The organism is Thiorhodococcus fuscus (assembly GCF_042682685.1).
In the GTDB taxonomy this organism is placed as follows: Bacteria; Pseudomonadota; Gammaproteobacteria; order Chromatiales; family Chromatiaceae; genus Imhoffiella; species Imhoffiella fuscus.
The window spans coordinates 66269-90123 of sequence record NZ_JBHUHX010000007.1 but is presented as its reverse complement, the minus strand read 5'-3'; the positions used below and the strand labels follow the sequence as shown (position 1 = coordinate 90123).

Genomic DNA, 23855 nt, shown 5'->3' with positions numbered 1-23855 from the left:
ATGAAGTTCACCGTCGTTCGGAAGGTCCTGGGGCTGTTGCTGACGGTCTTCAGTTTCACAATGCTCCCGCCCGTCGTGGTCGCGTTCATCTACCAGGAGGGCTCTCCCGTGCCCTTTCTGATCGCCTTCGCCATCATTCTCTGCGCCGGGCTCGCGATCTTCTTCCCAGTTCGCCGATCGCGGCATGTGCTGCGATTGCGCGACGGCTTTCTGGTAGTGGTGCTCTTCTGGACCAGCCTGGGTCTGGCCGGGGCGCTGCCCTTCCTGCTCGCGCCGCACCCTGCGATCTCGGCGACCGATGCCGTCTTCGAGTCGCTGTCCGGACTCACGACGACCGGGGCGACCGTGATTCTCGGACTCGACGATCTACCCAAGTCGATCCTCTTCTACCGCCAGCAACTTCAGTGGCTGGGCGGCATGGGCATCATCGTGCTGGCCGTCGCCGTCCTGCCCATGCTCGGTATCGGCGGCATGCAGCTCTATCGGGCCGAGATGCCTGGCCCCATGAAGGACTCCAAGCTCACCCCGCGCATCACGGAGACGGCGAAGGCGCTTTGGTACATCTATCTCTGGATGACGGTCGCGTGCGCCCTCGCCTACTGGGGCGCAGGGATGACGCTGTTCGACGCCATCGGGCATGCCTTCTCAACCGTCGCCATCGGCGGCTTCTCGACCCACGACTTGAGCATGGGGTATTTCAACAGCCCCCTGATCGAGATGATCGCGGTCTTCTTCATGCTGCTCGCGGGCATGAACTTCACGCTCCACTTCGCGGTGGTGCGGCGCCAGGATCTCGGTCTCTATTTCCAGGACAGCGAGTTTCGCTTCTATCTGCTGATCATGGGGACTGTCACCCTGGTCGTGACACTGGCACTCTATTACACGGATACCTATGTCACCTGGGACGATGCACTGACCAAGGGGCTCTTCCAGGCCGTGTCGATCGGCACCACCACCGGTTTCACGACCGCCGAGTTCTATTTCTGGCCCCCCTTCCTGGAAATCCTGCTGCTGTTCGCCAGCTTCATCGGCGGCTGTGCCGGATCGACCGGCGGCGGGATCAAGGTGATCCGCTTCCTGCTCCTCATCAAACAGGGGATGCGCGAAATCGACCGGCTCATCCACCCCAACGCCCAGCTGCCGGTGCGGATCGGCGGTAAGAGCATCGACCATCGCGTCGTGGATGCCGTCTGGGGATTTTTCTCCCTCTACGTGGCCTGCTTCATCCTCATGTATCTGATGCTGGCGGCAACCGGACTGGACCTGCTCACGGCCTTCTCCGCCGTTGCGGCCTGCATCAACAACCTGGGGCCAGGTCTGTCCCAGGTCGGCGCCCATTACGCCGACCTCTATGACCCCGCGAAATGGATCCTCTGTTTCGCCATGCTACTCGGCCGCCTGGAAATATTCACACTGCTCGTACTGCTGAGCCCGACCTTCTGGCAGCGCTGAGCACGGCGACTCCGCACGGAGCGAATCAACACCCATCTACTCGGAACCTTTCGAAAGAGGCCGAGCAGAGCCGTGCCGCATCGACACTGGAGATCAGATAAGATCGTGCAACTAAGATCCAGTGATCTTCCCGAACAGCCTCGCGTCCATAAACAACCCACGCAAAGATAAGGTATCCCCCGAAAAATGAACCCAATGCGTCGAATCACCGTAAACAGCCGTCTATGGATCCTGATGGGGATCGTCGCCCTGGGAATCGGCATCGGTTTCGGTTTGGCCCTCTGGGAGCTACGAGGCATGCTGCTGGACGAGAAGAGCACGCAACTCGCCAAATTGGTGGAGACGGCAACCAGCACCATCAGCGCGCGGCATCGCGCGATGAGCCAAGGCGCCATGGATGAAACAGAGGCCAAACAGGCGGCACTCAAAGAACTTTCCACACTCAGATACGAGGGTGGAAATTATTTTTGGGTGACGGACCTCTCCGGCCAGGCCGTCATGCACCCGCTCAAACCGGAACTCGACGGAACCGACACCCGCGCCCTGACCGACGCCAACGGCAAGCGTTTCTGGGAAGAGATCTGGAAGAAGGCGAACGCAGAGGGCCGAGGCACCGTGTCCTATGCGTGGCCAAAGCCCGGCGAGACGCAACCCGGGCCAAAGCTCGCCTATTTCCAAACGTTCGAGCCCTGGGGCTGGGTCGTCGCCACCGGGATCTATATCGACGATGTCGATGCCTCCTTCCGGAGCAACGCGGTCATTCTCGCGGGCGTCGGCGGCACGGTCCTGCTGATCGTTCTCACCCTTACCGCATTCACCGGGCGCTCGATCGTGACGCCCGTTCGCGAGGCGACTCACGCCATGATCGATATCGCACGCGGCGAGGGCGACCTCACCAAGCGTCTCGCAACCGAGGGACGCGACGAAGTCGCCGAGCTGGCCGCTGGTTTCAACGCCTTCGCATGCAAGACCGAGGGCATGGTTGTGCAAGTCGCTCAGGCGACCATCAGGATCGCCGCAGCGGCCGAAGAGCTTACGGCCGTGACCGAGACCAGCAGCGAGGGCATGGAGCGCCAGCGCGGCGAGGTTCAACAGGTCGCCACCGCCATCACCCAGATGTCGGCCACCATTCAGGACATCGCCCAAAACGCCGAGGCCGCCGCCGCCTCGGCCTTCGCGGCCGACAGCAGCGCACGCGAAGGTGGCGAGACGGTCAAGGGTGTTCTGGAAGCCAACCGGCACCTCGCCGCCGAGGTCGAGCAGGTCGCTGGAAGCATTCATCGCTTCAGCGCGCAGAGCCAGTCCATCGGCAGCGTGCTCGACGTCATCCGCGAAATCGCCGAGCAGACCAATCTGCTCGCCCTGAACGCGGCGATCGAGGCAGCGCGGGCCGGCGAGCAGGGACGCGGATTCGCCGTCGTCGCCGACGAGGTGCGCACGCTGGCCAGCCGAACCCAACAGTCCACCAGCGAGATCCATAGCATGATCGAGACACTGCGCACGGTGGCCAAAGAGGCGGTAGAACGTATCGAACGGGGCGAGTCCATCACGACGGATACCCTGGCACGGGCGACTCATGCACAGGAGGCACTGGATCAGATTCTGGAATCCATCGGCAACATCCGCGATATGAACACCCAAATCGCCAGCGCCGCCGAGGAGCAGGCGACCGTGGCCCAGGAGATCGACCGTAGCGTCGTCAGCATCTCGGAGCTATCGGAGGACTCGGCACAGCACTCTGCACATACGGTCGCAGCCAGTCGCGAGCTCTCCCAACTGAGCGCGGACCTTCAGACCATGGTCGGCCATTTCAAGGTCGGTTCCAGACAGACCTAACGTGTACACTTTATCAAGCCCTCCCCTAAGCGTCTCCAGCCCCACTCGCACATTTGGGGGCGGCGCGTAAGGCGACTACCGGACGAGCGCATACCAGATGACACCGGATCGAGGGTCGCCTGCAAGGCAGTATGGACGTTGAGATAAATCGCCTCGAACGACATTTACCGAAGATCGCGGGACTGGAGGTACTGCACAAAATACGAGAAAACGAGCAGTGATCGCGTCAAACCACGCGACGTCGAAGCATTCACCATCTAGCGCGATGCCTTCAGCCGTGACTAATCGACAGGGAACGGTTACCCGCACTGATACCCTAATGGATCCGGACACACATCAGATTCTCATCATTGAGGACGATCCAGCCCACGCCGAAGCCGTTCGACGCTCGCTCGAATCCGAGGGGCGGTTCGCCTGTATTCGTGTCGCCGCCTCGCTGGCCGAGGCACGCCGATGCATCGTCGAATCGCTCCCCGACGCCGTCATCGCCGACCTCAATCTATGCGATGGCAAGTCCTATGATCTGATCAAAGACCAACCCAAGCCTGACTTCCCGCTGCTCGTCATGACCAGCCAAGGCGACGAGCAGATGGCCGTGCAGGCATTGAAGGCCGGCGCACTGGACTATGCGGTCAAGTCGCCCGAAACCTTCGCCCAGATGCCGCGACTGGTCGAGCGGATGCTGCGCGAATGGAGAAACATCAGCGAACGCGCGCAGGCACAGCGAGCGCTGCAGGAGTCCGAACGCCGCCTGATCGACATCATCGATTTCCTGCCGGATGCGACCTTGGCGGTCGATCGCGAGGGCCATCTCATCGCCTGGAACCATGCAATGGAGCGCATGACCGGACGCAACAAGGCGCGTGTGCTCGGGCAACACATCCACACGCAATACTCCGCCTTTTACGACACCCCTCACCCGGTGCTGCTGGACGCGGTCCTGAATCCCGAAGTCGATTTCAGCGCAGACTACGCCTACATCAAGCGCAACGGCGACCAGATCGTCGCCGAGATCTACAGTCCCACGCTCAACGACGGAAAAGGCGCCCACCTGTGGATCGTCGCTGCGCCACTGTTCAACACCGACCGGGAGCTCGCCGGGGCCATCGAATCGATCCGCGACATCAGCGACACCAAACAGGCCCAGATAGAGCTGCAGCAGGCCTACGGCGAGACCCGCGCCATCACCGAGGCCGTACACGACATCCTCTACATGGTAGACCGGCGCGGACGGCTCATCTGGTGGAACAAGCGTGTCGAGGAAGAGACCGGCTGCTCGGCCGAGTCGTTGCGCGACCGTCCCTTCTCGGATTTTTTCGTCGAGGATGACACCCAAAAGATGCTCGACGCATTCGAGAATGCCTGGAATACAGGCTATGGCGAGGTCGAGTGCCAGGCACTAACGGTCAATGGACTCCGTACCTATCGCTACAACGGCGTTCCCGTTCGAAACGCGGCGGACACCATTATCGGCGTCGCCGGCGTCGGCCAAGACATCACCGCGAGCGTACGGAGCCATGAAGAGCTACGGCTCGCCGCAACCGTTCTCAAGAACATCCGCGAAGGCCTCATGATCTCGGATGCCCAAGGCGACAAGGTGATCGCCATCAATCCGGCCTTTACCGAGATCACGGGCTACACGCAAACCGAGGCGCTCCAGGGCACCACCCAACTGCTGCGATCGGGGCGACACGAACCGGCCTTCTACCAGGCCATGTGGGCCTCGATCAAACGCTCGGGACACTGGCAGGGCGAGATCTGGAATCGCCGCAAGAACGGCGAACTCTTTCCGGCCTGGCTGACCATCAGCACCGTACGCGACGCGTCGGGCGAGATCACCAACTACGTGGCCATCTTCTCGGACATCAGCACGATCAAGCAATCCGAGGCCCAGCTGGAGCACCTGGCCCACTATGACCCCTTGACCAACCTGCCCAACCGCCTGCTGCTCAATTCTCGTCTGGAGCACGCAATCCAGCGCGCGCGGCGCAAGAACACCAAGGTCGCCGTGCTCTTCATGGATCTGGACAGGTTCAAGCACGTCAACGACAGCCTCGGCCATCCGGTCGGGGACGAACTGCTGCAGGCGGTCGCGCGGAGATTGTCCGGCCGCATTCGCAGCGAAGACACGCTCGCTCGCCTCGGCGGAGACGAATTCGTCGTGCTGCTGGAATCCATCGCCAAACCCGGCGAGTGCGGACTGGTGGCTCAGATGATCATCAGTCTCATGCAGCCCCCCTTCCGCCTGACCGGCGCGCGCGAGATCTACGTCGGTGCCAGCATCGGGATCAGCATCTACCCGGATAACGGCGAGCATGCCACCGACCTGCTGCGCAATGCCGATACCGCCATGTCCCAGGCCAAAGCTCAGGGGCGCAATACCTATCGCTATTACATGGAGTCGCTCACGCGAGCGGCCAATGCGCGGCTGACGCTCGAATCCAAGCTCCGCCACGCACTGGACAACGAGGAGTTCATCGTCTATTTCCAGCCGCAGGTCTCCATGTCGGACGAACGTATCCTCGGCGTCGAGGCGCTGGTCCGATGGCAGGATCCGCAGGAAGGACTCGTTCAACCAGGCCGATTCATCCCTCTCGCCGAGGAAACCAGGCTCATCGTCCCGCTCGGCGCCTGGGTGCTGAGACAATCCTGCCGCCAGATGCGCATCTGGCGCGACGCCGGTCTGCCACCCATGACGCTCGCGGTCAATCTATCGATCCAACAGTTTGCCCAACGCGATCTGGCGGTTCAGGTCGCCGATATCCTCGAGACGTTCGACCTGCCCTCCAGCTGTCTCGAACTGGAGCTGACCGAGAGCATGCTCATGCAAAACGATGCGCACGGCATCGATATCCTCAACGAACTCCAGGAGTTGGGGGTCGGACTCGCGATCGACGATTTCGGAACCGGCTATTCCTCTCTCGCTTATCTGAAACGCCTGCCGATCGACAAGCTCAAGATCGACAAGAGCTTCGTCGATGGCATCCCGACCGACCGCAACGATGCCGAGATCGCCACCACCATCATCGCGATGGCGCACAACCTGAAACTCAGTGTCTTGGCCGAGGGAGTCGAGACGCCGGAGCAGCGCGCATTCCTTCAAGACTCGGGCTGCGATAGCTATCAGGGATACCTCTTCAGTCGCCCCGTTCCGGCGGAATCGATCGAGGCACTTTTCAGACGCACCTAGGCGATCCCGAAGGGCCAGAGTGCACGATCCTGCGAGACGGACCGCGACATCGGATCCAGCGCCCCTCAGCGACCAAGCTCAATCGGAGCACCGTCCTCGCTCAGACCCAAGATGAAATCGGCGATACGCTCCGGATCGTCGAGCGGAATGATTTGGGGATGCGTAGCGGTTGGCAGAGGATCCTGTGTCGCAACGGCGATGATCTCGGGGTCGGACGGATAGAGCGGGGGCTGACCGAGAATCGCGCGATAGACCTCGATCTTGGGATAGGTCGCGTGCTTGAAGCCCTCCACCAGAATCAGATCGAGACGCTCGCGCTCGAAGCGCGCCAGCATGTCGTCCAAATTCGGATCCTCCTCGCGCGCGCGCTCCTCGACCTGGAGCGCCCAGCGGGCCCGCGATGCCAGGAGGGTCTGAGCCGCGCCCGCAGCGCGAATCTCAAAGCTATCCTTCCCCGGAACATCGAGGTCGAATCGATGATGGGCATGCTTCAGATAGCCGATCCGCAGCCCCTTGGCGGTGAGCGCAGCGACCACCCGCCGCAAGAGCGTCGTCTTGCCGCTGCCGCTGGGTGCCACGAAACCAAAGACGGGGGGCATCCTCTTCTCCGAGTTGGAACCGAATTGCTCGCGATCGTCCATCGTCCGCACTCAGCCCTTCTCGCCCCGAAGCATGGCCATGACATCCGAGATCTGCTCGCTCGCCTCCGCGATCACATCGACCTCCTCGGTCTGCCCCGGCTGCCCTAGATCCAGCTTGTAATAGGCTGGAACGTCATAATAACGCGGTAGCGGTCCACGCGGCTCGGACTGATGCAGGCGATAGAGACGCGCCAGAAGGACGATGTCGCAATAATCGGGGGCATCGTCGTGATCCCGGTACCAATGGTCGGACTCACGGACCACCCGCACCAGTTCTGATCCCAGCCCCCAATCGTTGACCACCAGTTCGCCGACCATGCCCTTGAGCCGCAACATCGCTGCTTCCAGCTCGTCGTCCGCGATCTCGCGATAATTGCGGCTGACGAAATCGATGATGGGTACCACGCCGACGTCATGAAGCAATCCGGCCAACAGTGCCTGTTCGGGATGAAATCCTTCGCACTGTCGCGCGATCACGAAGCTGAGCGCCGAGATATGCACGCAGCGGTTCCAGGCAGCCTTCATATGATGCTTCATGAGCGGAGATTTGGTCTTGAACACCTGCTGCATCGAGAGACTCATGACCACCGATCGGGTCATCTCCATGCCCAAACGAATGATGGCGTTGCGCACATCGGCGATCGGCTTGGCGCCCCGGTACATGGGGCTGTTGGACAAGCGGATCAGCCCCCCGGTGACGGCCAGATCCATCTGCACGATGCGCGCGAGACGGGAGGATGTGATATTCGGATCGTTCATCGCATCCTGGATCGCCCGCGCGATCTTAGGCAGCGTGGGCAGCGACAAACGGCCGTCCTGACAAGCCTGATGCAGACTGGCGAGCAGACCGGTTTCCGTTTCGCTGAGCTGCATCCGCCGAAGCGTCTCGTCCGGTTTCGGCGGATCTGGATCGAGCGCCAGGAACAACTGACGATCGAGCCGCAAGAGCTCGCAGTCGGTCAGAAAGACGGCATGGTCGCGCAGACGATTCTCGGAGAAGATCGGCTGACAGGCCCGCATGGTCCCCGCCTCCAGGATCTCTTTGTCGTCCCCTTTAAAGAGACACACCTTGCCCGACAGCAGATATCCCAGCCAGGGATACTCTTGAATCGCCGTCATCTTCCGCCCCGCAGCCACAGTGGCGATCTGCCCGGAGTGGGCGAGCCGTGCGCGATCCTCCTTAGCCAGCTGATGAACAGGGGCCAGGTCGTCAAGCGTCGATGCCGAAAGCGAGTGATTCATGCGCTTCATCCCAAGTGTTCGCCACTACACCTCATAGACTGACCCAAACGCCGAAAGCCCGTCCAGTCTCTATCGACCAGGACATCCCATCCGACGGGGGACTTTGGACATTCTCGCGACGACAGCGCAGAATGCATACCCCACGGAGGCGCAATACCTTCCTTGCGGCATATGCCGCAGGTCCGCCGAGCGGACCGCTCCCAAGCATTCATAACGATTAGACTCAGCACACGCACCCAATGGCTCAATACATTTACACGATGAATCGGGTCGGCAAGATCGTGCCGCCCAAGCGCATCATCCTGCGCGACATCTCACTCTCCTTCTACCCCGGCGCCAAGATCGGCGTGTTGGGCCTCAACGGCTCGGGCAAGTCTTCGCTTCTGCGCATCATGGCCGGTGTCGACACCGAGATCGAGGGCGAAGCACGCCCCCAGCCCGGCATCAAGATCGGCTATCTGTCCCAGGAGCCACAGCTGGATCCGGACAAGGATGTACGCGGCAACGTCGAGGAGGCGCTCGGACACATCAAGGAGGCGCTCGCACGTCTTGATGCCGTCTATGCCGCCTATGCCGACCCCGACGCCGATTTCGACGCGCTCGCCCAGGAACAGGCCGAGCTCGAGAACCTGATCGAGGCGACCGACGGACACAACCTCGATCGCACCCTCGAAGTGGCCGCCGATGCGTTGCGTCTGCCGCCCTGGGATGCCGACGTCACCAAACTCTCCGGCGGCGAGCGCCGCCGCGTCGCGCTCTGCCGTCTGCTGCTGTCCAAGCCCGACATGCTGCTGCTCGACGAGCCGACCAACCACCTGGACGCCGAATCCATCGCCTGGCTCGAACGCTTTCTCCATGAGTATCCGGGCACCGTCGTGGCCGTCACCCACGACCGCTACTTCCTCGACAATGTCGCCGGCTGGATCCTGGAGCTCGACCGCGGCCACGGCATCCCCTGGGAAGGCAACTATTCCTCCTGGCTCGATCAGAAGGAGAAGCGTCTGGAGCTGGAGCAGAAGCAGGAACAGGCCCGTATCAAGGCCATGAAGCAGGAGCTGGAGTGGGTGCGCTCCAACCCCAAGGGCCGACATGCCAAGAGCAAGGCGCGTCTCGCTCGCTTCGACGAGTTGCAGTCCCAGGATTTCCAGGCCCGCAACGAGACCAACGAGATCTACATCCCACCGGGTCCGCGTCTCGGCGATCTGGTGATCGAGGCCGAGGGGCTGAAGAAGGCCTACGGCGACAACCTGCTGTACGAGAACCTCTCCTTCAACCTGCCGGCGGGCGGCATCGTGGGCGTCATCGGCCCCAACGGTGCGGGCAAGACCACCCTCTTCCGCATCATCACCGGCCAGGAACAACCCGACGCAGGAACCCTGCGGGTCGGCGAGACGGTGCAGGTCGCCTATGTCGACCAGAGCCGCGACGCGCTCGACGACAGCAAGACCATCTGGGAAGAGATCTCCGGCGGGTCCGACATCATCACCGTCGGCCGCTACGAGATGCCGTCGCGCGCCTATTGCGGGCGTTTCAACTTCAAGGGTACCGATCAGCAGAAGCGCATCGGCGACCTCTCGGGCGGTGAGCGCAACCGCGTCCACCTGGCCAAGGTGCTGAAGAGCGGCGGCAACCTGCTGCTGCTCGACGAGCCCACCAACGACCTGGACGTCGAGACGCTGCGCGCGCTCGAAGAGGCGCTGCTGGTGTTCCCGGGCTGCGCCGTGGTCATCAGCCACGACCGCTGGTTCCTCGACCGCATCGCCACCCACATCCTGGCGTTCGAAGGCGATTCCGAGGTGGTCTGGTTCGAGGGCAACTATGCCGACTACGAGGCCGACCGTCACCGCCGCCTCGGCACCGAGGCCGACCAGCCGCACCGCATCAAGTACCGCCGGCTCTCTGCCTAAGATCCGACCGTCAGCCGCCAGCTTTCAGCGACCAGCGCACAGCCGTGTAGCTGGAAGCGGATGGCTGGCAGTTGACCACCTGAATTGGCTTCCACCATGACTCAAACCGATCGACTCCTGACCCGACTCGACGCGCTCGTCGACCGACTGGAACAGCTGCTCCCCTCCGGCACAGCAACGCCCGATTGGAGCGCGCACGCCTTCCGCTGGCGCACCAAAGCCGGAGGCGGTTGGCTGCAAGCGGTGCATACGCCGCACCGACTCGAACTCGCCGACCTGCTGGGACTGGAGCGACAAAAGGAAGAGATCGACCGCAACACCGCCCAATTCATTGCCGGACGCGGCGCCAACAACGTCCTCTTGTGGGGCTCGCGCGGCACCGGCAAGTCTTCGCTGGTCAAGGCGGTCTTCAACCGTTACCGCGACCAGGGGCTGCGTCTCATCGAGGTCGACAAGGACGATCTCATCCAATTGCCCGACATCCTGGACCTCATCCACGACCGGCCAGAACGCTTCATCCTCTTCTGCGACGACCTCTCCTTCGAGGCCAACGAATCGAGCTACAAGGCGCTCAAGGCGGCGCTCGACGGCTCCATCGCCGCGACGCCAGACAATGTGCTCATCTATGCCACCTCGAACAGACGCCATCTGCTGCCCGAGTTCCATTCGGAGAACCGCGAGGCGCGCATCCAAGACGGCGAGCTGCATCACGGCGAATCGGTCGAGGAAAAGATCTCGCTATCCGACCGTTTCGGTCTCTGGGTCTCCTTCCACCCCTTCAACCAGACCCAGTATTTGGGGGTCGTGCGCCACTGGCTCGAACGCCTGGGCGCCGAACCCGAAACGCCGGAGCATTGGGAAGCGATCGAGCGTTCCGCCCTGCAATGGGCGCTACGCCGAGGATCGCGCAGCGGACGCACCGCCTGGCAGTTCGCCAAGGATTGGGCCGGGCGCGTCAACTGAGGCGAAGGAACCGCACAGGCACGAAGGGCGCGCAGATCTTGCGTGGCGGACTTCGGGCCTGCGCGATTCAACGTCCGTCTTCAAACGGAAGGCCGAAAGAGTCTCAGATAATTCTCTGCGGTCAGGGCTGCGACTTCATCCCGATCCATGCCGCGAATCTCGGCGATGCAGTCGGCGACATGCTGAACATAGCGCGGCTCGTTCGGTCGGCCGCGATGCGGCACTGGGGCAAGATAGGGCGAATCGGTCTCGATGAGCAGACGGTCCAGCGGCACCTGGCGCGCCACCTCACGCAAATCGGCGGCATTGCGGAAGGTGAGAATCCCCGAGAAGGAGACGTAGAAGCCCAGATCGAGCCCCTGCTTGGCCATCTCCCAAGACTCGGTGAAACAATGCAGCACGCCGCCGACCGCGTCGGCGCCCTCCTCACGCAGGATACGCACCGTATCCTCGCGGGCATCGCGCGTATGAATAATGAGCGGTTTGCCGCAGGCCCGCGCGGCGGCGATATGGACGCGGAAACGCTCATGCTGCCAGACGAGGTCGCCCTCGCTACGAAAGTAATCCAGCCCCGTTTCGCCGATCGCTACATTACGCGCATCCTCGGCCAACTCGACCAGACGCTCGAAGGTCGCCTGGATCCCGTCTTCATGATTGGGATGGACGCCGACCGATACATCCACCTCGGGATAGGGATCGATCAGTCGGCGCATCTCGGAATAGCTTTCGAGATCGATGCCGACACAGAGCATGCGCCCGATACCTGCCTCGCGGCAGGCGCGCATCATGACGTCGAAATCGCCGGCATGGGTTTTGAGATCGACGCGGTCCAGATGACAGTGCGAATCGACGAGCATCGAGGGTCCTTACATGGTGTGATTGGGTCGGTCCGAGGTCAGCGCCCCGGCGAGATAATCCTCGATCTTACGCCGGGCGATGCCCTTATCCTGATCGCTGAACTGGACCCCGACACCGATGGAGCGGTTGCCCTCCGCCCCGGACGGGGTGACCCAGACGACCTTGCCGGCCACCGGGATGCGGTCCGTCTCGTCCATCAGTTGCAGCAGCAGAAAGATCTCGTCGCCGAGCTGATATTTCTTGGTGGTCGGGATGAAGAGTCCGCCGTTCTTGATGAAGGGCATGAATGACGCATAGAGCGCACTCTTGTCCTTGATGGCGAAGCTGAGGATCCGCTGCTGTCCCCCGAGTCCACCGAGGGGATTGGAGGGCGTGCTCATGAGTCAGTATCTCCGGGGTTCGGTGCGCTGGTTGAGCCGGAACCAGTCGATTGCCAGCGCTTCCAGCATCAAGGAATGGTTCAGGTTGCTATCGGCGAGCGCCCGACTCTCCATGATCCGCTTGAGAAACCGATGGCCTGCCGCCGGCTCGATCCGCTCGGCCAGCCGACTGAATGCCTCACGCTGGTCCGGATTGATGAGTCTGACGGCTTCGGGGACCGCCTTCAACCGCAAGAGGTCGCAGACCCAGCCGCTCAGCCAGTCGAGCATCCGAGCCGGGCCTTGGGTATTCCATGCGGCCGCCTCGACGACTGGGTCGCGTCGGCCCGAAGCGAGATCGATAAAGCCTTCGAGTCGTTGGCGCCTGTGGGCGAAGAGGTCCTGATCGAACTCGGCCAAGGCGCGTAAGGGCGCGCCGTTGGCCAAACGCAAGGGAATGATCGGATCCATATCCGATTGCGGCAGACGCACGCCCAGCCACTCCAAGGCGACGGACTCATCCGGAATCGACACATTGATCTGCAGGCAGCGGCTGCGGATGGTCGCCGGTAGCAGCCCTGGCCGCTCCGCGATCAGACACAAAAGCGTCTGACCCGAAGGCTCCTCAAGGGTCTTGAGCAGCGCATTGGCGGCGGACGGATTGAGACGATCGGCCGGGTCGATCAGGGCGATCTTCCAGTCCGCACGACTCGGAGTCAGCGATTCATGCTCGGAAAAGGTCCGTATCGTGCCGACCGAAATCTCGCTCGACTTGCCGCCGGGTTCCGGTCCCACCCGCGTCAGATCCGGATGACTGCCCGCAGCGAGCAGCAGACAATCCGGACAGCGTCCGCAGGCGTATCCCTCGGCATCGCGCGCCCGACAGAGCAGCGATCGGGCGAATGCCTCGGCGAGTTCGCGCTTACCGACCCCCTGTGGACCGGTAATGACCATGGCATGCGCCAGCCTCTGGGAATCGCGCGCGGACCGCAAGCGCGCCCAGGTTCCGTCCAGCCAAGGCGGCAGTCGGACCGAGCCGGGATCAGTCATTGCGCTCATGGGACCGCATCAAGCCTCGACATCCCGTTGCCCGACGAAGGATTCGACGAGCGATCGCACCTGACGGGTGACCTCATCCAGATGGGCCGCCGCGTCGACCACCCGATAACGCTCGGGCGACGCCTCGGCACGGGCCAGATAGACCGCCCGCGCCGCCGCGAAGAACGCCAGATCCTCGGCCTCGAAGCGATCGGTCTCGCCGCCATTGCGCACCCGGGCGCGGGCCAGCCCCATCTCGGGAGGCAGATCGAGCACCAACGTCAGATCGGGACGCAGATCGCCCTGGACCAGGGTCTCCAGCGTCGCGATGCGTCCCGGATCGACCCCGCGCCCACCGCCTTGATAGGCATAGGTCGCATCGGTGAAGCGGTCGCAGATGACCCAGGTTCCGACCTCCAGGGCCGGTCGGATGGTCTTCTCCAGATGCTCGGCACGCGCAGCGAACATCAGCAGCAGCTCGGCGGTATCGTTCATCCCTCGATTCTGCGAATCCAGCAGCACCGCGCGCATCCGTTCCGCGATCGGCGAGCCGCCTGGCTCGCGAGTGGTGACCACGCGGAACCCCAGCCCCTGGAGCAACTCGGCCAGGCTGGCGATCTGAGTCGATTTTCCGGCCCCCTCGATCCCTTCCAGGGTGATGAAGCGACCGCGCATAACAGAATGTGAACTCATGGCTTGCCCAGGATATAGCGCCGGACCGCGCGATTGTGCTCTTCGAGCGTCCGGGAGAAGACGTGGGTACCATCACCCTTGGCGACGAAATAGAGGCTGTCTCCAGCGGCCGGCTGCACGGCGGCAAGGATTGCGCCGCGCCCGGGCAAAGCAATCGGTGTCGGCGGCAACCCATCGATCACATAGGTGTTGTACGGATTGTCGGCGCGCAGATCGGCCCGACGCAGGTTGCCGTCGAACCGTTCGCCGAGCCCGTAGATCACGGTCGGATCGGTCTGTAGCCGCATGCCCAGGCGCAGCCTGCGCACGAAGACGCCGCCGATCTGAGGACGCTCCGCCGCAACGGCCGTCTCCTTCTCGATGATCGAAGCCATGATGAGCGCCTCGTAAGGCGTCGAGAACGGTAGGTTGGGTTCGCGCGCCTGCCACGCCTCCTCCAGGATCCGATCCATACGGCGCATGCTCTGCCTCAGCAGGTCGAGACGTGCCATATGACGCGGAAAGCGATAGGTATCCGGAAAGAAGAGTCCCTCGGGATGGGTGCCAGGCCGCCCCAGACGCTCCATCAGGGCATCATCAGACAGTTGAGAGAGCGGCTCGCCATCCAAGGCATCCTGGGCATCCAAGACAGCCAGCGCCTGACGGAAGGTCCGGCCTTCGACGAAGGTCAGGTCGTATTGGATCACCTTCCCTGAGACGATGTGATCGAGGAACGCCACGGGAGTCATATCCGGGGTGACGGCATACTCGCCGGCCTTGATAGCCGATTGCTGCCCCTTCTGATAGGCCAGGGCGACGAAATAGTAGGGCCGAGCCAGAATCCCGCGCCGCACCAGATCATGGGCCAAGGCATTGAGCGAGGTCCCGCGCGGGATCTCGACGACCGCCCGGGGTCCGGAGACCGACAGCGGGGTCTTCAGAAAATGCTGGTATTCAAGCGCGAGACCGCCAACCAAGGACAGGGTCGCGAGCAGCAGAACACCGAAACTGATGCGCCAGATCATGGATGGTCCCTCCTCATTCAGGCCTTCGAGCGGCCGCCCAGATCTCCCGCAGAAAGGTCCAGGGCAGACCATCCAGGGAATAGGAATATCCGTCGAGTTCACGCACGGGCCAGACGCCAACCAGCGCGTTGGTCAAAAAAAGTCCCTGGGAGCGCTCGATCTCCGATGGCCCCAGCGGCTCGACGCGACAGGGAATGCCGGCGGCCTCGGCCCTCTCAAGGAGCAGGGCACGACAGGTCCCGGCGATACCGGCCCGGTCGACCGGAGGCGTCCGTAGCACGCGCCCATCCCAGAGAAAGACGTTGGTCATGGTTCCGCCGACCAGGAACCCGAACGGATCGAGCATCAGCCCTTCCTCGATCGTCCCATGCTCGGCCGTCAGGTCGTCCCACTCCCGACGCGCGAGCACCGAGTCCAACCGATTGAGGTGCTTCATCCCGGCCAACGCGGGGTTGATCGAGGCGGGTGTTCGACAATAACGCGCGCGAATCCCTTCTTCTCGGAACCGATCGGTTCCAGAAACAAGAGGATAGACCAAGAGCAGACGATGCGGCTCAGGCTCGGCCGGAGGCCGATAGCCTCGGCCACCGCGACCACGGGTGACGAGGATCTTGAGAACCGCCGCATCGAGTCCGGCAACGAGAGCCAGTACCTCGCGACCGAGATCGTCCGTAGCGGGAAGCGGGATACCCAAACGCTGGGCACCGGCATACAAGCGATCGAGATGACGACGCCACTGACAGGGACGCGCGTCCTGGATCAGAACCGTCTCGAACAGACCGTCGCCATACTGAAGACCTCGATCGAGAACCTCGATGAGGTCGGCCGAACGCCCATCGATAAAAACCACCGGGGACGCATCAAGCGTCCCCGGTGGTTTCAGTCTTTCATCCGTCATGCCCGAGTTTCAACGCGTGCGTTGAAACCCCGATCAGGCGCGCCGGAAAATCAGCGTTCCGTTGGTTCCGCCAAAGCCGAAGGAGTTGGACAGCGCGACCTCGATGGGCATCTCGCGTGCCGTATTGGGCACGTAGTCGAGATCGCAGGCCGGATCCGGGGTCTGATAATTGATCGTCGGCGGAGCCACCTGATCGCGAAGCGCCAGAATGGTGAAGATGGCCTCGGCACCACCGGCCGCACCCAGCATGTGACCGGTCATGGACTTGGTCGAGCTGACGCACAGCTTGTAGGCATGATCGCCGAACGCCCGCTTGACGGCGCGCGTCTCGGCCGCATCGCCCGCCGGGGTCGAGGTGCCATGGGCGTTGATGTAGTCCACCTGCTCCAGGTTCAGACCCGCATCATTGAGCGCGATGAGCATACAGTTCGCCGCACCTTCGCCGTCTTCCGACGGGGCGGTCATATGGTAGGCATCCGAGTTCATGCCAACACCCACCAGTTCGGCATAAATGGTGGCACCGCGCGCCTTGGCGTGCTCATACTCTTCGAGCACCACCACGCCAGCACCGTCACTGAGGACGAAACCGTCGCGTTCTTTGTCGAAGGGACGGCTCGCAGCCTCCGGTGCGTCGTTACGGGTCGAGAGAGCGCGCGCTGCGGCGAATCCACCCAGACCGACCGGTGAGGTCGCCATTTCGGCACCGCCCGCGACCATGACGTCGACGTAGCCGTGACGGATCATGATGGCGGCCTCGCCGATGTTGTGCGCACCCGTGCTACAGGCGGACACGATCGAATAATTCGGACCCTTGAGACCGAATTTGATCGACAGGTTGCCAGCCACCATGTTGATGATGTTAGCGGGCACGAAGAACGGCGAAATGCGCCGCGGCCCCTTCTCGCGATACGCCTCGTAGTTGTTCTCGATACCGGTGATTCCACCGATGCCGGAGCCGATCGCGACACCGATCCGACGGCAGTTGGACTCGTCGATCTCCAACCCGGAGTCGGCGATAGCCTGGCAGCCGGCCGCCATGCCGTAGTGGATGAACTTGTCCATCTTTTTGGCTTCTTTTTCCGAGATGTACTGGCTCGGATCGAAACCATAGATTGGACCGCCGAAGCGGGTACTGAACGGTTCGATATCGAAATGGGTGATGGGCTTGATCCCGCTTCTGCCAGCCAGAATGCTGTCCCACGAGGATTTGACATCCAGACCAACGGGGGCCACGAGGCCTAAACCGGTGACGACTACCCTTCTTCCTGCCATTACTTACCTCTATCGTTCAGAACGCCACTTTCGACGAGCCCGATCCGCGCCCAGATCCATTTACGGCGCGTGGCGGTACGCATTGATCGCGAATCCGGCCTCAGGCCTGATGCGCGTTGATGTAATCGATGGCCTGCTGGACCGTCGTGATCTTCTCTGCGTCTTCGTCCGGAATTTCGGTCTCGAACTCTTCTTCGAGGGCCATGACCAACTCCACGGTGTCGAGGGAGTCCGCACCCAGATCGTCGACGAAAGACGCCTCTGCGTTGACTTCTTCTTCTTTGACGCCCAATTGCTCGACAACGATTTTACGAACTCGATCTTCAACGCTGCTCATAGGAATAATTCCTCTGGATGAAAAGAAATGGCCCTTTCTGGACCAGGGCGTATTCTAGTGACAATCGATGATCGATGAAAGCCAAGATCGGCCATAGCGATCATCATTCAAGAAACTGATTTACAAGGAGTATTTAATTTAATACCGCCTGCATCACGCCATGTGCATGCCGCCATTGACATGCAGGGTTTCACCCGTGATGTACGCGCCGCCCGGCGAGGCCAGAAAGGCGACCGCGCTCGCGATCTCCTCCGGCTGCCCAAGTCGAGCGAGAGGGATGGCGGAGAGCAGGGTTTCGCGATGCGCATCGGGAAGCGAGCGGGTCATATCCGTATCGATGAAGCCCGGTGCCACGCAATTGACGGTCACGCCGCGTGAACCCACCTCGCGTGCCAGCGACTTGGTGAAGCCCATCATGCCGGCCTTGGCCGCCGCGTAGTTGGTCTGACCGGCATTGCCCATGGCACCGACCACCGAGGCGATATTGATGATGCGCCCCTTGCGCGCCTTGGTCATGGCCCGCAGACAGGCCTTGGAGAGGCGATACAGGGAGGTCAGGTTGGTGTCGATCACCGCATCCCACTCATCGTCCTTCATCCGCATCAGCAGATTGTCGCGCGTGATGCCGGCATTGTTGACCAAAATACTGGGCGCACCGAACGTCTCGGTCATCTGGGCCAGCGCCGCATCGACGGAGGCCTGGTCGGAGACGTTCAGCACCAGGCCCATGCCTTGGTGACCGGCCTCGGTCAGCGCCTGACCGATTCCAGCCGCGCCCGACTCGGTCGTAGCCGTCCCGACAACGGTCGCGCCCTGTTCGGCCAGGGCCATGGCGATCGCACGGCCGATTCCACGGGAAGCGCCGGTTACGAGCGCGATTTCACCTTTAAGCATGAGCTGTGGCCTCCAGCGCCGCCTCTAGAGTCTTGGGATCGAAGACCGGCAGCGTCTTCATGTTGTCATCGATTCGTTTGCACAGACCGGCCAGCACCTTACCGGGTCCGCACTCCAGAGCGGTCTCGACGCCTTGCTTGGCCACCGTCTGCACGGTCTCGACCCAGCGTACCGGGCTGTAGAGCTGGCGCACCAGGAGATCCCGCAATGACTCGACCGAATCTGCAGAGGTCACGCTGACATTGTGCAGCACCGGAACCACCGGCACCGACAGGGCGATATCGGCGAGACGCTCGGAGAGACGCTCGGCGGCGGGCTGCATCAGGGCGCAATGAGAGGGCACGCTAACCGGCAAGGCAAGCGCGCGCTTGGCACCAGCCGCCTTGGCGGCCGTAATCGCGCGCGCGACCGCAGCGCTCTCGCCAGCGATAACGACCTGTCCAGGCGAGTTGAAATTGACCGCCGACAGAACCGCGCCCTGCGCCTGCTCCGCGCAGACAGCGAGCACCTGCTCGTCAGCGAGTCCGAGTACGGCCGCCATGGCACCCTGCCCAGCGGGCACGGCCTCCTGCATGAAGCGCGCACGATCTGCGGCAAGACGCACGCCATCGGCGAAGGAAAGCGACTCGGCTGCGACCAGCGCGGCATATTCACCGAGGCTGTGGCCCGCCATCAGGGTCGCGGGTCTACCGCCGGCCTGAAGCCAAGCGCGCCACACGGCGACCCCGGCGGCCAGCATCGCCGGCTGGGTGTTCTCGGTCAGGTCGAGATCCTCTTTCGGACCCTGGCTGACGAGTTGCCAGAGATCCTTGCCGAGCGCGTCGGATGCCTCCTCGAAGGTGTGACGAACGCTGGTATAGGATTCGGCAAGCGCATCGAGCATGCCGACGGACTGCGAGCCCTGACCGGGAAAGAAGACTGCGAGAGTGTTTGCCATTGGAAAGGATGCGTTGCGATCTATTGAGGTTTTCTGAATCGACGGAGGTTCGGAACTCAGTAACGAACCAGCACGGACCCCCAGGTAAAGCCGCCCCCGAACGCCTCCATCAGCAGCCGCTCGCCACGTTGAATGCGCCCATCCCGAACGGCTTGATCGAATGCCAACGGAATCGAGGCCGAGGAGGTGTTGCCGTGCTCGCCGACCGTCACCACCACCCGCTCCATCGGAAGACCCAGCTTGCGGGCCGTGGCCTGAATGATGCGGATGTTCGCCTGATGCGGAATCAGCCAGTCGACATCCGACTTGCTCATGCCGTTGGCCTCAAGCGTCTCCTCGACGATCCGCCCGAGCGTGGTCACGGCGAAGCGGAAGACCTCGTTGCCCTTCATTTCGACATAGGGAGAACCCGTCTGCGCGTTACCGATACCGGCAGGCACCTGCAGCAGGTCCTTGTAGGCGCCGTCCGCGTGAATATGGGCCGAGATGATGCCGGGCTCGTCCGATGCCTCCAGCACGACCGCGCCAGCACCATCGCCGAACAGCACGCAAGTGGCACGATCGTTCCAATCGAGGAGGCGCGAGAAGGTCTCAGCGCCAACCACCAGGGCGCGCTTGGCCGAACCGGTGCGAATGAACTTGTCCGCGACGCTCATCGCGTAGACGAAACCGGCACAGACCGCCTGGACATCGAAGGCCGGACAGCCGTGGACGTCGAGACGCTGCTGGAGCAGACAGGCCGTACTGGGGAAGGCCTGGTCCGGCGTGGTGGTCGCAACGATGATGAGATCCAAATCGGCAGCCCGGATCCCGGCCGCGTCCAGCGCCCGACGGGCGGCGGCCTCGGCCAGATCGCAACAGGTCTCGCCATCCGCTGCGAGGTGCCGCTTCTCGATACCGGTGCGCTCCAAGATCCAGTCGGCCGTCGTGTCGACGATCTTCTCCAGATCCGCGTTGGTCACCACGCGCTCCGGCAGATAGCTGCCGGTCCCGAGAATGCGGGAATATGTCATCAGGCCGTTGCCCTGTACTGAGTGGGATCCAGATGTCGCCCGACCTGCTCGCCGATGCGCTGCGGGATGTTCGCGATAATCTCCTTCTCCGCGATATAGATGGCATTCTCGAACGCCATCTGATCCGCGCCGCCATGACTCTTGATGACGATACCACGGAGTCCGAGCAGACTGGCACCGTTGTAGCGACGTGGGTCCATGGTTCGCTTGAATGCCTTGAGAATCGGCAATGCGGCCAACCCGGAAAGCTTCGTGAACCAGCTGCGCTTGAACTGGGCGCTCAGCGAGTTCCCGATGAACTTGGCCACCCCCTCGCTGCACTTGAGTGCCACGTTGCCAATGAACCCATCGGTGACGACCAGATCGATATCTTCGAGATAGATGCCGTCGCCCTCGACGTAACCGATGTAGTTCAGGCCGCTGTTCACCAGAAGCTCATGGGCCTGCTTGACCTGCTCGTTGCCCTTGATCTCTTCCTGACCGATATTGAGCAGCGCGACACGCGGCTTCTCGATCCCATCGACGGCAGACACCAGTTCGCTGCCCATGACCGCGAACTGGAACAGATGCTCCGCCGTGCAATCGACGTTCGCCCCCAGATCCAGCATGTGGGTGTGGCCGAACATGGACGGAACGGCGGTGATGATGCCGGGGCGATCGACGCTCGGCAGCGTTTTCAGCACGAAGCGCGCCGTCGCCATCAGGGCGCCCGTGTTCCCCGCGCTCACGCACGCGTGGGCCTCGCCCGCCTTGACCAGATCGATGGCGACACGCATGGAGGAGTCCTTCTTCCCCCGCAACGCCTTGGAGGGCGACTCGTCCATGCCCACTTCCTGCGAAGCGGGATGGATACGAATCCGATCCCTCGGCGCTCGCTTCAGAAGCTCCTCGATACGTGCCTCATTGCCGACCAGAATGAGGTCGACATGAGGATTCGCCGCCGCGAACTTGACTGCTGCGGGAACCACGACGCCTGGGCCGTGATCGCCACCCATGGCGTCTAGCGCAATGGTACATCTCTGCTTCATGACCTTAGTCTTACGACCCGAACCGGCTGGATGTTGGAGACTGGAGCGAGCGCTCGCGGTCACTCCGACTTGTCCACAACCTTGCGGCCGCGATAGAAGCCATCGGGGGTCACATGATGACGCAGGTGCGTCTCGCCACTGGTCGGATCGACCGCGAGGGTCGGCTTGGACAGTGCGTCGTGCGAGCGGCGCATGCCGCGCTTCGAGGGGGTCTTGCGGTTTTGTTGGACGGCCATCGTACTCTCCACAGGCTGAGCGAAGTCAGGACTCAGCCGCTTCACCCATTAGGTTTCAATTCAAAATCCAAATCGACCTGCCGGCACTCTAGGATTACCCCAAAGACCGGAGGAAGTCAGTTCAGCTTCTCCGACTCGCGCTTGAGCGCGGCGAGAACGGCAAAGGGATGCTCATCCCGTCCGTCGCCCGCCTCCGCCTCAGATGCCTTCTCACCGACATCGGAGGCGTCACCCTCATCGACGGGATGCCCCGGAGGGAGGCAGGAACCCGGCGCGTGCCGAGGAACGATCGGAATGGAGAGCAGCAGCTCATCCTCGATGAAATCGAGAGGACGCATCGAATCGTCCTCGACGACCAATACATCCAACTCGTCCCCCAGCGCGTTCGCCACATGGTCGTTAGGCGCCAGGATCACGCGCGGCGCGACCTCGACATCGACCAACAGGTTCCCCATACAGCGCTGGCAAACGAGTCTGAGCTGGGCTCGAATCTGGCCAGAGACCAGAAACCGCCCCGCCTCATCCCGCCCGAAATCGAGACGATAGGAGACCAACGAAGGACCCGACTCGTCTTCGAAATCGACGACCGCCGCCGCAACGCGCGGCAGATCGCTCAAGGCGACACGGCCAACGAACGAGAGGCCGCCTTTCGCCGCGCGCCAGGGGTCGAGATGCTCGGGGAGGGATTCCGACATAAGCCGGCAAAGTTAACCGATCAGGACTGACCGAGTCAATTGAAGCGCATCAATCCAAACAAGATTTTGAGGCGCACCTCATGCAGCCAAACCCGTCTCGCACGACACGGGGATCGAGCCTACGTGACCGCGGCTCGAAGGACGTGGACGACAGAGGTGCAGGGGGCCTTTATCTTTGGGCAAAAAAAATCCCCGCCCTCTTCGTCGGAGTCGATGACGAAGTGGAGGGGAAGTTCAAGTGTTACCGCACTCTATTAAAGTATTGGACCTGAATCCATCCGCAACCTTCGCGCCCCTCAAGCCCGAAGGCCCCGAGGCATGACACGCGACTACGGCGTGCGGTTTATAATAAATAGCTCGGCGACGAATCGTCCGATGCTCCTCCTCGTCTTCTTCTCGTTAATCTCTTGCCGTGTCCGCCACGGTCACCAGGTGCCTGACGGCAACGCCCTGGCAGCTGTCAGTTGCAGGGATCACATTTCTGCAATCCCCTTCGAATTGCGAGGCAGAATAATCGACGAACGGCAACCGAGATATCCGTAGGACCACTCAGTTTCCGGTTCGCGCTAGAGATCGAAGAGAAATTGGGAGGCACCGGGGCAATACCGAAAGCACGGATCCAGACGCCCTGATCGCCATGAGGAGCCTGGAGCCGGAGCCTGGGACGGCTCCAGATCATTTTTAGGGTGAGCGAACCGGACAGACCGCCGCCATGCGGCAGAGCTCGGCCAAATTGGACGCCTGCATCTTCTCCATCATGCGCGCGCGATGATTCTCGACCGTGCGCGGACTGATCCCCAGGTGACGCGCGATATCCTTGTTCGTCATCCCCTGGGTGGTGAGCAGCAGGACCTCGTGCTCACGCGGGGTCAACTGGCGAAAGCGCTCCAGGATTCCCTCCTCGGAGGCGGCCGTCTCGCGCCGCTTGCGATTCTCGGCAAAGGCCGCTTCGACCCGCTTCAAGAGGATATCGGTACTGGCCGGCTTTTCGAGGAAATCGATGGCGCCACCCTGGATGGCGCGCACCGTCGTCGGCACGTCACCGAAGGCGGAAAGAAAGATAATGGGCAGCAGGCTGCCGCGTTCCACCAAGGCTCCCTGCAGATCGAGCCCAGTCATCTCGGGCATACGCTGATCGAGCAGCAGACAGCCTTGGTCTTGTGGAGAAAAGGCATCGAGGAAGGCGGCGGCGGAGGCGAAGCTCCTGGTCCGATACCCGGCAAGATCGAGAATGAGCGTCAGCGAATCGCGCATGCCCTGATCGTCATCCACGATGAAAACGGTCTGTACATCTGTCATTCCATTGGCCCCTGGACGCGAAACTGCAAGCGAAGCACATCCTATCGCAAGGAAGATCGAAAC

At 62.2% G+C, this 23855-nt stretch carries 22 protein-coding genes; 5 read left to right on the top strand and 17 right to left on the bottom strand.

Going from position 1 to position 23855, the window contains the following annotated elements; translation table 11 throughout:
* The 3 genes from ACFSJC_RS03560 to ACFSJC_RS03550 all read left to right on the top strand — a co-directional run bounded on the left by ACFSJC_RS03560 (position 1) and on the right by ACFSJC_RS03550 (position 6478).
* Positions 1-1452, top strand: coding sequence for a TrkH family potassium uptake protein (locus ACFSJC_RS03560; protein WP_386023320.1), 1452 nt, complete (start codon positions 1-3; stop codon positions 1450-1452).
* A 195-nt stretch (positions 1453-1647) separates the two neighbouring features.
* Positions 1648-3288 (top strand): methyl-accepting chemotaxis protein, encoded by a 1641-nt coding sequence (locus ACFSJC_RS03555; RefSeq protein WP_386023317.1) that lies wholly within the window; start codon positions 1648-1650, stop codon positions 3286-3288.
* A gap of 319 nt (positions 3289-3607) precedes the next feature.
* Positions 3608-6478: an EAL domain-containing protein gene (locus ACFSJC_RS03550; RefSeq protein WP_386023314.1), complete on the top strand. Its 2871-nt coding sequence runs from the start codon at positions 3608-3610 to the stop codon at positions 6476-6478.
* 65 nt (positions 6479-6543) lie between these two features.
* Here the strand turns inward: ACFSJC_RS03550 and mobB are convergent, their stop codons facing one another.
* Both mobB and ACFSJC_RS03540 read right to left on the bottom strand, forming a co-directional pair.
* Positions 6544-7077 (bottom strand): molybdopterin-guanine dinucleotide biosynthesis protein B, encoded by a 534-nt coding sequence (gene mobB / locus ACFSJC_RS03545; RefSeq protein ID WP_386023311.1) that lies wholly within the window; start codon positions 7075-7077, stop codon positions 6544-6546.
* A gap of 51 nt (positions 7078-7128) precedes the next feature.
* Positions 7129-8361 carry an HDOD domain-containing protein gene (locus ACFSJC_RS03540; protein WP_386023307.1) on the bottom strand — a complete coding sequence of 411 codons (1233 nt, stop codon included), beginning with the start codon at positions 8359-8361 and terminating at the stop codon, positions 7129-7131.
* A 239-nt stretch (positions 8362-8600) separates the two neighbouring features.
* Between ACFSJC_RS03540 and ettA the strand changes: the two genes are divergently transcribed.
* The gene (ettA, locus tag ACFSJC_RS03535) at positions 8601-10268 is read left to right on the top strand and encodes an energy-dependent translational throttle protein EttA (protein WP_386023304.1); all 1668 of its coding nucleotides are present in this window, start codon (positions 8601-8603) and stop codon (positions 10266-10268) included.
* 96 nt (positions 10269-10364) lie between these two features.
* Positions 10365-11231 (top strand): ATP-binding protein, encoded by an 867-nt coding sequence (locus tag ACFSJC_RS03530; protein WP_386023301.1) that lies wholly within the window; start codon positions 10365-10367, stop codon positions 11229-11231.
* Positions 11232-11311: 80 nt separating this feature from the next.
* Here ACFSJC_RS03530 and ACFSJC_RS03525 read toward each other — a convergent pair whose 3' ends face one another.
* The 15 genes from ACFSJC_RS03525 to ACFSJC_RS03455 form a co-directional block, all read right to left on the bottom strand.
* Positions 11312-12088: a TatD family hydrolase gene (locus ACFSJC_RS03525; protein WP_386023298.1), complete on the bottom strand. Its 777-nt coding sequence runs from the start codon at positions 12086-12088 to the stop codon at positions 11312-11314.
* A 9-nt stretch (positions 12089-12097) separates the two neighbouring features.
* On the bottom strand, positions 12098-12469 hold the full coding sequence (locus tag ACFSJC_RS03520; RefSeq protein WP_386023295.1) for a PilZ domain-containing protein: 372 nt from the start codon (positions 12467-12469) through the stop codon (positions 12098-12100).
* A 3-nt stretch (positions 12470-12472) separates the two neighbouring features.
* Positions 12473-13507: a DNA polymerase III subunit delta' gene (holB, locus tag ACFSJC_RS03515; RefSeq protein ID WP_386023292.1), complete on the bottom strand. Its 1035-nt coding sequence runs from the start codon at positions 13505-13507 to the stop codon at positions 12473-12475.
* Positions 13508-13516: 9 nt separating this feature from the next.
* Positions 13517-14179 carry a dTMP kinase gene (gene tmk / locus ACFSJC_RS03510; RefSeq protein WP_386023289.1) on the bottom strand — a complete coding sequence of 221 codons (663 nt, stop codon included), beginning with the start codon at positions 14177-14179 and terminating at the stop codon, positions 13517-13519.
* Positions 14176-15183: an endolytic transglycosylase MltG gene (gene mltG, locus ACFSJC_RS03505; RefSeq protein WP_386023286.1), complete on the bottom strand. Its 1008-nt coding sequence runs from the start codon at positions 15181-15183 to the stop codon at positions 14176-14178. Before mltG ends, tmk begins: the two co-directional genes overlap by 4 nt.
* A 13-nt stretch (positions 15184-15196) precedes the next feature.
* Positions 15197-16081, bottom strand: a complete 885-nt coding sequence (gene pabC, locus ACFSJC_RS03500) for an aminodeoxychorismate lyase (protein ID WP_386023283.1) — start codon at positions 16079-16081, stop codon at positions 15197-15199.
* 33 nt (positions 16082-16114) lie between these two features.
* Entirely contained in the window at positions 16115-17353 is a 1239-nt protein-coding gene (fabF, locus tag ACFSJC_RS03495) for a beta-ketoacyl-ACP synthase II (protein WP_386023280.1), read from the bottom strand.
* A gap of 100 nt (positions 17354-17453) precedes the next feature.
* Positions 17454-17690 (bottom strand): acyl carrier protein, encoded by a 237-nt coding sequence (gene acpP / locus ACFSJC_RS03490; RefSeq protein ID WP_007039112.1) that lies wholly within the window; start codon positions 17688-17690, stop codon positions 17454-17456.
* Between the two features lie 153 nt (positions 17691-17843).
* Positions 17844-18584 carry a 3-oxoacyl-ACP reductase FabG gene (gene fabG, locus ACFSJC_RS03485; RefSeq protein WP_386023277.1) on the bottom strand — a complete coding sequence of 247 codons (741 nt, stop codon included), beginning with the start codon at positions 18582-18584 and terminating at the stop codon, positions 17844-17846.
* Positions 18577-19521, bottom strand: a complete 945-nt coding sequence (gene fabD / locus ACFSJC_RS03480; RefSeq protein WP_386023274.1) for an ACP S-malonyltransferase — start codon at positions 19519-19521, stop codon at positions 18577-18579. Before fabD ends, fabG begins: the two co-directional genes overlap by 8 nt.
* Before the next feature lie 56 nt (positions 19522-19577).
* On the bottom strand, positions 19578-20534 hold the full coding sequence (locus ACFSJC_RS03475) for a beta-ketoacyl-ACP synthase III (RefSeq protein WP_386023271.1): 957 nt from the start codon (positions 20532-20534) through the stop codon (positions 19578-19580).
* Positions 20534-21562 (bottom strand): phosphate acyltransferase PlsX, encoded by a 1029-nt coding sequence (gene plsX, locus ACFSJC_RS03470; RefSeq protein WP_386023268.1) that lies wholly within the window; start codon positions 21560-21562, stop codon positions 20534-20536. Before plsX ends, ACFSJC_RS03475 begins: the two co-directional genes overlap by 1 nt.
* A 59-nt stretch (positions 21563-21621) precedes the next feature.
* Positions 21622-21798 carry a 50S ribosomal protein L32 gene (rpmF, locus tag ACFSJC_RS03465; protein WP_007039117.1) on the bottom strand — a complete coding sequence of 59 codons (177 nt, stop codon included), beginning with the start codon at positions 21796-21798 and terminating at the stop codon, positions 21622-21624.
* Between the two features lie 116 nt (positions 21799-21914).
* On the bottom strand, positions 21915-22493 hold the full coding sequence (locus ACFSJC_RS03460; RefSeq protein WP_386023264.1) for a YceD family protein: 579 nt from the start codon (positions 22491-22493) through the stop codon (positions 21915-21917).
* A 681-nt stretch (positions 22494-23174) separates the two neighbouring features.
* On the bottom strand, positions 23175-23792 hold the full coding sequence (locus ACFSJC_RS03455) for a response regulator transcription factor (protein ID WP_386023261.1): 618 nt from the start codon (positions 23790-23792) through the stop codon (positions 23175-23177).
* Positions 23793-23855 lie beyond the last annotated feature (63 nt).